Origin of the sequence: Nocardia yamanashiensis, assembly GCF_021183565.1 — a bacterium.
Lineage (GTDB): Bacteria > Actinomycetota > Actinomycetes > Mycobacteriales > Mycobacteriaceae > Nocardia > Nocardia yamanashiensis.
Genome location: NZ_CP089226.1, coordinates 5,104,424 through 5,117,004, shown reverse-complemented (window position 1 = coordinate 5,117,004; position 12,581 = coordinate 5,104,424). Strand labels below are relative to the sequence as shown.

The 12,581-nt window shown below is 68.4% G+C and carries 12 protein-coding genes; 8 read left to right on the top strand and 4 right to left on the bottom strand.

Going from position 1 to position 12,581, the window contains the following annotated elements; genetic code table 11:
• From LTV02_RS23945 to LTV02_RS23930, 4 genes are all read left to right on the top strand, one after another.
• Positions 1-624: a TetR/AcrR family transcriptional regulator gene (locus LTV02_RS23945; RefSeq protein WP_157762423.1), complete on the top strand. Its 624-nt coding sequence runs from the start codon at positions 1-3 to the stop codon at positions 622-624.
• A 177-nt stretch (positions 625-801) separates the two neighbouring features.
• Positions 802-1,992 (top strand): lipase family protein, encoded by a 1,191-nt coding sequence (locus tag LTV02_RS23940; protein WP_233041684.1) that lies wholly within the window; start codon positions 802-804, stop codon positions 1,990-1,992.
• Positions 1,993-2,082: 90 nt separating this feature from the next.
• A complete protein-coding gene (locus tag LTV02_RS23935; RefSeq protein ID WP_233034002.1) occupies positions 2,083-4,422 on the top strand; it encodes a hypothetical protein in 2,340 nt (779 codons plus the stop codon).
• Positions 4,422-4,676: a hypothetical protein gene (locus tag LTV02_RS23930; protein WP_233034001.1), complete on the top strand. Its 255-nt coding sequence runs from the start codon at positions 4,422-4,424 to the stop codon at positions 4,674-4,676. The genes LTV02_RS23935 and LTV02_RS23930 overlap by 1 nt, the downstream gene beginning before the upstream one ends.
• 34 nt (positions 4,677-4,710) lie before the next feature.
• Here the strand turns inward: LTV02_RS23930 and LTV02_RS23925 are convergent, their stop codons facing one another.
• Together LTV02_RS23925 and LTV02_RS23920 are read right to left on the bottom strand one after the other, a co-directional pair.
• Positions 4,711-5,034: a hypothetical protein gene (locus LTV02_RS23925; RefSeq protein ID WP_233034000.1), complete on the bottom strand. Its 324-nt coding sequence runs from the start codon at positions 5,032-5,034 to the stop codon at positions 4,711-4,713.
• 35 nt (positions 5,035-5,069) lie between these two features.
• Positions 5,070-5,744: a DUF3761 domain-containing protein gene (locus tag LTV02_RS23920; protein WP_233033999.1), complete on the bottom strand. Its 675-nt coding sequence runs from the start codon at positions 5,742-5,744 to the stop codon at positions 5,070-5,072.
• A gap of 182 nt (positions 5,745-5,926) precedes the next feature.
• Between LTV02_RS23920 and LTV02_RS23915 the strand changes: the two genes are divergently transcribed.
• Positions 5,927-6,634, top strand: coding sequence for a DNA alkylation repair protein (locus tag LTV02_RS23915; protein ID WP_233041683.1), 708 nt, complete (start codon positions 5,927-5,929; stop codon positions 6,632-6,634).
• A 300-nt stretch (positions 6,635-6,934) separates the two neighbouring features.
• Positions 6,935-7,501, top strand: coding sequence for a transglycosylase SLT domain-containing protein (locus tag LTV02_RS23910; protein ID WP_233033997.1), 567 nt, complete (start codon positions 6,935-6,937; stop codon positions 7,499-7,501).
• A 7-nt stretch (positions 7,502-7,508) separates the two neighbouring features.
• Here the strand turns inward: LTV02_RS23910 and LTV02_RS23905 are convergent, their stop codons facing one another.
• Together LTV02_RS23905 and mftR2 are read right to left on the bottom strand one after the other, a co-directional pair.
• A complete protein-coding gene (locus LTV02_RS23905; protein ID WP_233033990.1) occupies positions 7,509-8,564 on the bottom strand; it encodes a ferredoxin--NADP reductase in 1,056 nt (351 codons plus the stop codon).
• 63 nt (positions 8,565-8,627) lie between these two features.
• Positions 8,628-9,248, bottom strand: coding sequence for a mycofactocin system transcriptional regulator MftR2 (gene mftR2, locus LTV02_RS23900; RefSeq protein ID WP_084535203.1), 621 nt, complete (start codon positions 9,246-9,248; stop codon positions 8,628-8,630).
• Positions 9,249-9,456: 208 nt separating this feature from the next.
• On the opposite strand from mftR2, the gene mftF reads away from it, so the two are divergent.
• Both mftF and LTV02_RS23890 read left to right on the top strand, forming a co-directional pair.
• Positions 9,457-10,857 carry a mycofactocin biosynthesis glycosyltransferase MftF gene (gene mftF, locus LTV02_RS23895; RefSeq protein ID WP_233033988.1) on the top strand — a complete coding sequence of 467 codons (1,401 nt, stop codon included), beginning with the start codon at positions 9,457-9,459 and terminating at the stop codon, positions 10,855-10,857.
• A 198-nt stretch (positions 10,858-11,055) separates the two neighbouring features.
• On the top strand, positions 11,056-12,411 hold the full coding sequence (locus LTV02_RS23890) for a GAF domain-containing protein (protein WP_067716334.1): 1,356 nt from the start codon (positions 11,056-11,058) through the stop codon (positions 12,409-12,411).
• The last annotated feature ends 170 nt before the right edge of the window (positions 12,412-12,581 follow it).

Below are 12,581 nucleotides of genomic sequence, written 5' to 3'. Positions count from 1 at the left end.
ATGCCTCGTGCCCCCCGAGCGGGGCGTCGCCGGAGCAAGAAAACCGATGGCGACGCCCGTCAGCTCATCCTGGATGCCGCCGAAACCCTTTTCGCGGCACAGGGGTTCGATGCCACGCCGACCGCGGCCATCGCGACCGCGGCCGGCGTTCCCAAGGGTCTGGTGTTCTACTACTTCCCCACCAAGGACGCAATTCTGTCGGCGCTCATGGCCGAACGCGTACCGCCGCAGCCGATCGACGACATCTTCGAGGTGGTCGTCTCGGGTGATCCGGCGAAGAGCCTGGTGAATCTGGATGCCGCGGTGAATCTGCGCGATCATCATTCCTCGGTGCTGCGCGTCATCATGTGGCGCGAGGCCGATACCCATCCCGATGTGCGGAAGCAATTGCGCCGCATGCGCGATCAGCTGCTCGATGTCACCGCACGGGTACTGCAGGCGAGTGCTCCGGTTCCGGTGCAGCCGGGTACGCTGCGCGCGTGCGCGGCGGCGTGGGTGTCGGCCATGTTCGCCATCGCGAGCACCGATCGTCTGCACGCGCTGGACGGCCTGACGCTGCCGACCGCCGATGAGGTCATGAATGTGGCGCAGGTGGTGGCGGCGGGCATGACGCAGCTGGGCTGAATCCGGCGAACAGACCACTCGGTCTCACAAATCGTTTGCTGGCGTGTCGCTATACCTTTCGTCCCATTCTCGGGACACTCGTTCTGAAACGTTGTATATCCGCATTTGCTGCGAATTCTCGTGGAGGCATGAGTGAACGCCGGACGATTGCTACGTGGCCGGGCGCGAGCGGTGACCATGATGACGGCGATCGCCCTTATCGCCACCGTGCCGCTGACGCTGACCAGCCCGGCCGCGGTGGCCGAGCCCGCCTATCCGCGGCCCGACCCGGACCCCTTCTACGCCCAGCCCGCCGGCCTCGAAAACCAGGCTCCCGGCGACGTTCTCGAAACCCGGGCCATGCCCGCGAACCTGATGTTCCCCGAAACCTCGGTCACCCTGGTCAAATTCCGCTCCACCAGCTCGCAGGGCAAACCCATCGCCGCCGTCACCACCGTGCTCACCCCGCGCGAGCATCAGGTGAACGGACCGCTGCTGTCCTATCAGCACATCATCAACGGCCTCGGCGCGGACTGCGCGGTATCGAAGGTGCTGTACACCTCGGACCCGAAACTCGTGGTGCGCGAGGCGATCGCGCTGAACGCGGTGCTGCGGCGCGGGTGGTCCATCGCGCTGCCCGACCATCTGGGCCCGAATTTCGCCTACGGAGCGGCCAAGCTGGGCGGTCAGATCACCCTCGACGGAATCCGTGCGGCGCAGCGGGTTTCCGAACTGGGACTGGCCGCCAGCCCGGTCGCCATGACCGGCTACTCCGGCGGCGGCATGGCGACCGCGTGGGCGGCGGCGCTGGCGCCCACCTACGCGCCCGAACTGCGGATCGCGGGGGCGGCCTACGGCGGCGTGCCGATGAACCTGGTCAGCATGGTGCGCGCCATCGGCATGCAACCGCATCCGGCCTTCGGCCTGGCCATGGCCGCGGCGATCGGGCTGGAACGCGAATATCCGGACCGGCTGCCGGTGAGCACCCAGATGAATCAACTCGGCTTGACCACCCGCGACGCCATGGCCAACGGCTGCACCAACGAGATCATGCTGATCGGCGCGGGCCGCAGCGCCCGCGAATTCGCCGCCAGCACCTCCATGGTCGACGATCCGAACGTGCAGGCGGTGCTGGAGGAGAACAGTCTGGAATTCTTCGACGGCATCCCGAATATGCCGGTTTTCGAATGGCATTCCGGCAGCGATCCGCTGATTCCGGTGGACGCCATCGTCAACACCGATCGCCGCTACTGCGCCGCCGGAGTCCGCCTGCAAACCGATTCCAACATCTCCCCGGAACACCTTTCCGCGGCCGTCTTCGGCGTCCCGGCTGCCCTATTGTGGCTGGATGCGCGCTTGCGGGGGGAACCGGCGCCCGTCAAATGCTGATTCGTCAATGCCCCAATACCGTTGCTCGTGAATAGCTTTCGCAACATCCCGAGTCGCACCCCACCCGGTGCAACGGTAAGAATGTCGCCCATGGATGCCGATTTCTCGACCAGACTGGGTGAATCCCTGAACGCCCGGCGGGAGACCTACCGCCTCACCCACGGGGAACCCACTGGCCCGGGCACCGCGCCGACCCCGCCGCTCACCGGCATCGACACCGGTTCGAACCGCGCTCTCACCAACGGCTCCAGCCCGCGCTCCACGACGGGCGACGCCCCCGTGGAGCCGGTGCTGCGCCGCGCCTACACCGGCCGCAACGACGTCATTCCGGGCGCTTCGCGCTTCACGGGTTCGAACGGCATCGACCCGGGGTCGGGCTTCACCGGCACGCCGGCCCCCGATCCCGGCTACCCGGGCAGCGACAACGCGGCCCCCTCGATCGCCTACTCGGACCAGATTCCCGCCAATCCGGCCTCCAGCTACGCGGGCATCAACGGCATCGATCCCGCGCCCGGCTACCCGGGTGTGAACGGAGTGGATTCCGGTACCGGCTATTCGGGCGCGAACGGGTTCGATTCCGCCGGTGGTTACTCCGGTGCGAGCGGCGGCGATGCCGCGGGCGGCTACCCGCGCGTGAACGGATCCGATCCGGCCGCCGGATATTCGAGCGTGAACGGCGTCGATCCGATGCTCGGGTACACCCGGGGCGGCAGCTTCGACTCGATGCCGGGATACGCGAGCCCGAATGCGGCCGAACCCGTTTCCGGCGCCGCCGGGCTGACCGGCTACAGCTCGCCGGCCGAATCGGCCCAGCCGGTGCCGCGGCTGTCCCCGCCGCCCGCGGCCCTGCCCACCCGCACCCCTGGCGAATTCGCGCCGACTTCGTTCGCCACCGGCGAATCCGGCTCCGCCACCTTCGGTTCCACCCCCATGGCCGATGCCTTCGCCGCACCGGACGTCAGCGTCCCCCCGGCTGTCGAACAACCCGGCACGGGCGCGTCCGCCGATGCGGCGTCCTATCTCCCGCCCGCCGAGTCCTCGGTGTCCTCCTATCGCTCCCTGCTGGATTCGGTGGCGGCCGGCCTGCTGTCGGACGACCCCGCAACCCTCTCCGCCCGGATGGAATCCGCTCTGGCGGCCCACCGCTCCGCGCGCGAGACCGGCAGCCCCGCCATCCCGGTCGTGTCGGCGACCGACTCGGCCACGACGGGTTCCGCGCCCGCCGCGGATTCGACCGCGAGCACCGCCGCGGCGGCGGCCAGGATGCCGGCTTTCACCACCTCCGAACCGGAACCCCGTACCCCGGATCTCGCCGCGATGGAATCCGCGCGCGCCGCGACCGCGATCCGGCACGGATCCGCCGCTGACTTCCACGGTGCCCCCGCCGACAGCTCCGACGCCGCACCCGCGGCGTTCCCGGGCCAGGCCCCGGAATCCATTGATGCCATTGCCGGTTCCGCGCGCGCCACCGCTGCCGGCCCCGACACCACGCCGTCCCTGAGCCTGCCGGCGGTGGACCCGGCCACGCGCCGCCCGGCGGCCGCCGAACCGGCCGCGCGCCGCGCCGGCACCGTCCCCCCGTCGCCGCGCCGGGTGACGACGGGGACCGCCGCCACGCCCCGGATCGCCACGGCCGAACTGGAACTCAGCGCTTCGCTGCCGCCCGCCGATCTGGTCCCGGAGTCGAATCCCCGCCCGGCCGAAGCCGTCGCGGCCTCCGGCGATTCGCGCCCGGCCGAAGCCGCTGCGGCCTCCGACGATTCGCGCCCGGGCCGACGCCGGTCGGTCTCGACCTCGGAACTGTCCGAACCCCGCACCGCGGAGCTGAATTCGATATCGGCCCCGGAGGCAGCCGTGCCCGCGCCCCAGCCCGCAGCCGTGGGCGAGCCGGTGCGGCGCGAACCGAAAGCGGACGAGCCCGTGTGGCGGGAATCCAACGACGACCCGGCGGAACAGCTTTCGCCCGCTCGCCGGAAGACTGCCGAATCACCGCGGACCGCAGGCGAATCCGAGCTCACGCCGGACCGAACGGGAGAATCCGAAGTGCTGTCCGATCGACCCTCGCTCCGCGAATCGTCCGCGGCGGCCACCCCGCGCAACGCCACCGCCGCGCCGCCGAGGTCCCGCCGCGCCGCCCGGGAAAGCGCACGCGCCCAAGAGAATTCGGCTCCCGTGCGGACCGATTTCCGGGAGCCGGGCTCCACCTCCATCGGCCTCCCCGAGATCATGCGCCTGCTCGTGGCCAGCCAGGATCTCGAAGCCGCCGCACTGCAAGCCGAAGCGGGCGACATCACCGTCTCGGACCTGGCCCGCGCCGCCCGCCGCACCCGTCACGCGGCGGTCGACCTGGTGACCTCCTGGTACGGCGGAGCCGATCAGATGCGCGTCTTCGGCGAGATGCTGCTACGCGCAGCGGGTGAAACCGCCTGATGCTAGCCACCGAAGGCCAGCCCGGTGACCTATCGATCCGCTGGCCCGAAATCACCCGCCTCCTGATCGCCAGCCACGAGCTGGAAACCGCCGCCGATCGAGCCGAAGCGGGCGACATCACCGTCACCGAGCTGGCTCGCGCCGCCCGCCGCACCCGCCGCGCCGCCGCCGACCTCATCGCCGTCTACTACGACGCCGACCGGCCCGCGCCCGCCGCGCCGCCGGACTCGGAGGGCGCCACCGCGGAGCGTTGAGATCGACGCAGCCTGAACACGTTGCGGCCGTGCGTTATTGGTCGAATTGTCCACTGCTGCCAGGCGGGATCGCCGTAACCTGTTGCCCTGCTTCGGCATCTCGCTTCTCGATGCCTTCCAGCTTCAGTCCGACCAATGCGGGCGGCGGCTCGCCCGGATCTGCCGGCCGCCGGTTCACGAACTCGATTCCCAGCACCCGTGTCTCGATTCCGCCGCCCGGTGTCGTCAACCACACTCGATCGCCGATCTTCAGTGTGCCGCGCCGGATCTCACCGATCACGTAGGTGCCGCGCCCGGTGATCGTGAAGGCGCTGTCGATCTCCAGGAGAAACGGCTCGGCATCGGCGCGGTCGTCCATGTCCGCATCGTCGCATCCGGGGTGTGCGGTAGGGGCTACAGCCAGCGGGACACGCCGCCGTGGTGGGAGCAGGTACCGCTGCGGGACTGACTGTAGGAGTAGGTGCCGTCGCCGCATTGCGCGGTCGCGCCCGGTGGGGTGGTGGCGGCGGAGACGGGATCGTGGACGCAATTGCCGCTCGCATTGCGGTAATAGCCATTGCCGCAGCCTGATTGGGTGGTCGGGGGCGAAGCTTCGGTGGTAGTCGTCTCCGGTGCGACCGGTTGCGGATCCGTGGTGGCAGCCGGTTGTGGGTCCGTGGTTGCGGCCGGTTGTGGGTCCGTCGTGGGCGCGGGTGCCGACGGCTCGGGCGCCGGTTGGGTGGTTTCCGCTTCGGCGGCAATGGGTTTCGGTGCGCTCGCGGCCGGTGCACCGGCGAGCGGGACGGCTGGGTCGGTGGTGGCGGACGGCGGCTGGGTCGTCGCCGGATCGGGGGCGGCGGTCGGCGGGACCGGAATCGTGGTGGCGACCGGTACGGGGGTCGCAGCGGGTGCGAGGGTCGCGCCCGCGGCGGAATCGACGGTGGGGGAGAGGGTGTGGTCGCCCGCTGCCGAAGCGGCGGCGACCGGTTTGCCGGGGGTGGTGTGGGTGGTGCAGCCCGTGAGGGTCATGGCCGTGAGGAGGGCGGTGAGGATGCCGGTGGTGACGCGCCTGCGGGATCGGAGGTGCATTGTCGCTCCAGGTCGGGGGCGCGCGGAGTGCGCGTCCGATGCCGGGGCTATCGGGGGTGGTGGCCGGGCATTACCGGCCGCGGCGTGGCGCGCAGGGTGTGTTGTCCGGTTCGGTGTGGGAGCGCGCGGGTGTCGGTGGGGTGGCAGATCATGGTGAGGTGGAACAGACGGCGGCCGCGGTGATGGCGGAGTTGGCGAAGGTTTCGGACGCGGCGGACGCCGTGCATCTGCAGCGGTTCTTCAAGACCGGGCCGGGGGAGTATGGGGAGGGGGACGTCTTCATCGGTGTGCGGGTGCCGGCGACCCGTGCGGTGGCGAAAGGTTTTGCCGGGCTGGAGCTTTCGGAAATCGACAAGCTGCTCGACAGCGAGGTGCACGAGCATCGCCTGGCAGGGCTGGTGATTCTGAACGCCCGGATGGCGAAGGCCATGGGCAAGCGCGCGCCGGACCCGGCGCTGCAGCAGCGGATCGTCGACCTGTACCTCGCGGCGGTGCGGCGCGGACGGGTCAACAACTGGGACCTGGTGGACGCCTCCGCCGAATTCGTGCTGGGCCCATGGCTGCTGGAGCGCCCGCGCGAGTTGCTGTTCGAGCTGGCCGCCCAGGAGTCGCTGTGGGAGCGGCGGGTCGCGCTGCTGACCACGTTCGCCTTCATCAAGGCGGGCGATACCGGAACCACCCTGGAACTGTGCGAGCTGCTGCTGCCGGACCGCCGGGATCTGATCCAGAAGGCGGTCGGCTGGATGCTGCGGGAGATCGGCAAACGAGTGGACCGCGCGCAGCTGACCGCGTTCCTGGACGCGCACGCCGCCGAGATGGGCCGGACCGCGCTCAGTTATGCGACCGAGCACCTGACCGCCGAGGAGCGCACCCGCTACCGCGCCCAGTGACCGATTCCGCACCGATCCGGCAAACGCCCGGTCAGGGCATGAATTGACGTTCCGAACCGCGACGACGCGCAGGCAAACACCATTTGTTCATCTTCAGTTCAGTTTACGTTAACCTACCGCAATCATTCTGTGATCAGCCCCAGTGGTCATGCGTCCAGCCCCGCGAGTTGTGGCGCGCATGAACGGTGATTCCCGGTAGGTCCGGATCTCGTTCGCCCACAACCCAATTCACAACCCAGCAGCGTATCGGCGAGCACCGTCGGGTGCCCGCCGTGGGGTCCTGCGCTGTCGAAATGCGCTATGTCTCTGAGAAAACTGCTTGTCCTGCCGTCCTCGGCGTTGATCGCCGCCGCCATCGTCTGCACCACCGGTCCGGCCGCCGCCGAGCTGCCGGGTGTTCCGGTCGAGCTCCAGCAACCGGCTCAGCAGCTGCAGCAAACCGCCGAGCAGTGGCAGCAAACCTTGCCGAAGGGTCAGCAGGACCAGGTCCAGCAACTGGTGCAGCAGCTCCCGGCCCCGTATTCGGGCCTGCTGCCGCCGGTCTTCGCCAATGATCTGGACGGCTGGATTCGCAATGCCATCTACGTCATGAACCAGCGCGCCATTCCCGGCAGCTACGACGGCATTTTCCGCAACATCATGCGGGAGTCCGGCGGTAACCCCCAGGCGATCAACCTCTACGACTCGAATGCCGCGGCGGGTATCCCGTCCAAGGGCCTACTGCAGGTGATCGACCCGACTTTCCAGGCGTACCACGTCGACGGCACCTCCTGGGATATCTACGACCCGGTCGCGAATATCGCCGCCGCATGCAACTACGCGGCGCATCGCTACGGGTCGATCGACAACGTCTTCGGCGCGTACTGAGCCCGTCTCAGAACTGAATCTTGAGGTGATCCGTCACCGGCCGCGCCTGGCACCCGAGGATGTACCCGTTGGCGATGTCCTCGGGGTCCAGGATTTCGGCGTTCTCCATTTCGACGGTCCCTTCGAGCACGGTGCACGCGCAGGAACCGCATTCGCCTTCGAGGCAGGAATAGGGAACGTCGAGACCCTTCGAGAGCATGATGTCGACCAGCGTCTGACTGCGCGGCCAGCTCATTTCGTGCGTCTCGCCGTCCAGCTCGACTTCGACGGTCGCCGCGTCGGCCTGTTCCTCGGCGCTGATTTCCGCCGGCGCCACTTCGGCGAACGGATCGCCGGAGAGCGAATTGAACACCTCGGCATGAGTCCGATTGCGCGGCACGCCGTTCTGCGCCAGCGCGTCGTGCACCCGATCCATGAACGGCTTGGGCCCGCACATGAATGCTTCGTATTCGCGGTAGGGCGCGGTCAGGGTCGCGAGCGCATCGGCGGTCGGCAGTCCCTGTAGGTGCTCCAGCCAATGGATGATCGCCAGCCGCTGCGGATGCTTGTCCGCGAGTTCGCGCAGCTCCGCGGCGAAGATGACATTGTCGTGATCGCGATTGGCGTACACCACCACGATGCGCCCGTTGCCGCGCGACAGCGCCGATTTCAGGATCGACATGACCGGCGTGACCCCGCTGCCGGCCGCGAAGAGCAACAGGTTCTCGTCCAGATTCTTGGGCGTGAAAACGCCTGAGGGCGGCAGGACTTCGAGTTCGTCCCCGGCTTTCACGTTGTCGCACACCCAGTTCGAGGCGTACCCGTCGGCGGTCCGCTTGACCGTCACCTTGGGCTTGTCGTCGGTGTGCGGCGAGCTCGCGAGCGAGTAGCAGCGCGCCACCGATCCGGTGAGATCGCTCGGAATGCGCAGCGTGAGAAACTGGCCCGGGGTGTAGCTGAAGCGTTCGCGCAGTTCCTCGGGCACGTCGAATACCAGCGAACAGGCGTCGGCCGTCTCGTTGATGACCGCGGAGACCCGCAGCACGGCCGATCGTGAGCTCTGCGGTACGTCGACGGTGGTCATAGTGTCCTCTCGAACCCGGCGTGGCCGGTACGGCTTTTCAAACTAGAACGTGTTCTAGTTTGACTATACGTGGCTGTCTCGCTGCCGGACAAGCTGAGCCTCGAGTCCGGCGATCAGCACGTCCATGGAGAAGTCGTAGGAGTATTTCCCACGCAGGTCCGCCATATGTTTGGTGGCCCGCTCCACGGCCTCGGGCAGCGCCCGGTCGTGCAGCGCGGTGCGATCGCGCGGGTTCACCTTGGAGCGCCCGAACAGGTAGGTGTGGATGGTCGCGTAGGAAGCCAGCACATTGCGATCGTCGAATCCGGCGTCGAACAGGATCTCCATCACGGCGGCGATCAGATCCAGCTGTTTGCTCAGCAGCTGCTCGATCAGCACGTCCCCGAGTCCCGGATGCTTGCGCAATTTCTCGTCGATCTGATCGATGAGATCCCGCAGCCGCATTTGCCACGAGCCGAATTCCGGTGGGGGCTTGCGGACTCCCGTGAGCGCGGCGGTGGCGACCAGGTCGAGTAGCTCACGCTTGTCGGCGACGTAGTAATAGGGGGCCATCGGCGAAACTCCGAGTTCGCGGGACAGCCGGCGCATGGACAGTTTCTCCACGCCGTCCTGACGAACCACTCGCAGCGCGGCTTCGACGATCTCGGATTCCGAGAGGGTGTTGCCGCCCCCGCTTGTCTGCATACGTCCGACTCCCATGCCACCTCGACCACCGCGGGGCGGTTTTCCGTCCCATGCCTGTTCACCTGCTGGATTTCCCACCGCAGTGTAGAGCGCCGGGCACTCCGCCGGTCCCGCCGCGGGTGCGCCGCGACGGATTACCGGACGATCCGGATACCGGGCGGCGCGCCAATCATGATTGCCGCGTGTTGGCTGACCTAGCATTCCAGGAATGCGCCATGATCGCCTTCCCGATGGTTTCGGGGTGCGAATCGATCCTCGGGTGCGCACATACTCCGGTGGACGTTTCCTGGTCGGCGGCACGCCGACGCGGTTGCTACGCCTCGCTCCGGAAGCTGCGGCCTTGATCGGTGACGGGTACCTCGAGGTGACGGATCCGACGTCGGCTCGGGTAGCCAGACGCCTGCTCGATTCCGGGGTGGCAAATCCGCGTCCGCGGCTGCTGCCCGCGGTGGAGGACGTCACCATCATCGTCCCGGTGCACAACGACAGCCCGGGCCTGCATCGATTGCTCTCGGCGCTGCGCGGCCACACCGTGATCGTGGTCGACGACGGCTCGGACATACCGGTGCGGGTGCCCGCCGCGCGCGTCAATCGCTGCCGGGTGACGGTGCTGCGCCGGGACCGGCGGCACGGCCCGGCGGCGTCCCGCAATTTCGGACTGCGGGCCGCGGCAACCGAATTCGTGGCCTTCCTGGATCCGGACGTGGTGCCGCGCACCGGCTGGCTGGAGGTCATGCTCGGGCATTTCAGCGATCCGAAGGTGGCGCTGGTGGCCCCGCGCATCCTGGCCATGGATCCGGATTCGACCATGCTCGCCCGCTACGAGCACACCCGCGGTTCCCTGCATCGCGGCCGGCGCGAGTCGGCGGTGCAGGCGCACGGCCCGGTGCCGTACGTGCCGAGCACCGCGCTGCTGGTGCGCCGGCTGGCGCTGCTGGGCGCGGGCGGTTTCGACGAGTCGATGGGCGCGGGCGGCGATATCGATCTGTGCTGGCGGCTGGACAGCGCCGGCTGGCGGCTGCGTTACGAGCCGGCCGCCCGGGTGGCCCACAGCAACCCGGTCTCGCTGCGGAAATGGTTCGCGCACAAGCTGACCCACGGCACCGGCGTGGCCCCGCTGGGCCAGCGCCACGCCGGGATGGCCGCCCCGCTGTCCATGCCGATCTGGACCGCGGTGGCCGCGCTGCTGTTCGGCACCCTCACCCGCTGGGGTGCGCTGGGCGGGCTGATCACCATGGTGGCGACGTTGTTCCGGCTGCGCCGGGTGTTCGCCGAGCTGGACAATCCGACCCGGGTGGCCGCCATCTATATGGCGCGCGGTTTCTCCGGCGGGGTCTGGCGGCTGGCTTCCGCGCTGTGCCGCCACTATTGGCCGGTGACCCTGCTGGGCATGCTGTGCTCGCGCCGGATCCGGCAGCTGGCGATCACCATGGCGGTGGCCGACGGGCTCGCGGATTGGTTCATCCATCGCGAACAGGGCGGCTTGGATCCGGCCCGGTATCTGCTCTGCAAACGTCTGGACGATGTCGCGTACGGGTCCGGGCTATGGTGGGGTGCGGCCCGGATCCGGAGTTTCGCGTCGCTGCGACCGACCTTGCCGCCCAACTGAATCCGCACGTCGGAGCCGTGTGCGAGGGAGCCCCGCAGCCAGCACGGGCAGCCAACTGAACCGCTTCTGTTTAAGAAATTGCTGCGTAGCTCACATTTCGCAAGGTTCCCGTCGAGGTGTGACCTGCGGGACAAACGTCCGGCTTCCGCCAATCCGGGGTACCCCCACCGGTACCCTTTGGGGCGGAAAGAAAGGCAAATGGTCAGCAATCTCGCAGGTGGGGGGCACCCGCAGCAAAACGGCGTGGAACCGGGCTCGCAGCTCGGCGCGCTGGAGGCCTATGCCGCTCAAGCCCACGGGTATTTGAGTGTCGGCGGCGAGCAATTGGGACAGCTCGCAGGTTTGCTGCGCCCGATGGTGCTCGAATCGTGGCTGCGTACCCTACGCGGCGGGGTCGATCCCCTGGATGACGGAGACGGCCGCGGACTGCGCGGCACGGATCTGGAGCGTTATCGCGACGCGCATCCGATCGCGGCGGTGATGCCGTTGGTCGACAAGTTGCTGCTGCGCGATGCCACCAGCACCGGTCTCATCGTCGTGGTCGCCGATCAGTTCGGCCGCGTGCTCTCGGTGCACGGCACCGCCGATCGGGTGCAGGCCGCGTCCGATGCCGGCCTGCGCGAGGGCAATGACCTGAGCGAACGCCGGGTCGGCACCAATGCGGTGGGCCTGGTGGTGCGCACCGGCCGGGCCGCCTGGATCCACGGCCCCGAGCATTTCCTGCACCGCATGCATCAGATCACGGGAGCCGCTGCGCCCGTTCACGATCCGGACGGCCGCCTGGTGGGCGTGCTGATGATCGCGGGCGGCGTGCGGGTGGCGCGCCCGGAGATACTGGCCCTGGTGAAGGCCGCCGCCACGGCCGCCGAAATGGATCTGCTGCTGGCCGCGGTCCGTTCCGGCCAGGATCGGCGATCCGGCGCCGACGCGCCCGCGCCGGAGCGGCTCGGCCTGGAGGTGCTGGGCCTGGGCCAGCCGCAGCTGACGGTGGCGGGGGAGCGAGTTCCCTTGTCGCAGCGGCACGCCGAGATCCTGCTGCTGCTGGCCGAGCATCCCGAGGGGCTCTCGGCCGATCACCTGGCGCTGCTGCTGGACGACGCCGATCTCGACAATGCCACCATTCGCGCCGCCATGTCCCGGCTGCGGTCGGTGGTGGGCCCGAATGTGTTCGGCTCGCGCCCTTACCGTTTGCGGGTGCCGATCGCCACCGATGTGGAGGCGCTGCGCGCCGCCCTGGATTCCGGCGACGTCGATTCCGCCGTGCGCCTGTATTCGGGCCCGGTCCTGCCGCGTTCGAATGCGCCGGGAGTTATAGACATAAGAGATGAATTGCGCGTGCGTTTGCGGACCGCCGTGCTGCGTTCGAATGACGCTTCGGTATTGAGCCGGTGGACCGCCGGTGCGGAAGGACGCGACGACGCGGCCGCGTGGGCGGCCTATCGCGCCACCGTTGACCGGGACTCTCCGCTGTATGCGCAGATCGAAGCGAAGATTCGGGTGCTCGATCGCCGTCTCGGCGCCGATGCAACGCAGATGCAACGTTTCGACTCATAGTCTGCCCAACTGAAAGTGCGGTCGGTCACACCGCGGCTCAGTCATGTGGGCGTACGCACATTTCTCCCGCGCCAGGCGCGATCTCCTCAACCAACTAGACGCTCGTCCAACTTTTTTTGGGGAAAAAGTTCCGTTTTATTCACCGACCGCCTAGTCTTCGCAATGCATGG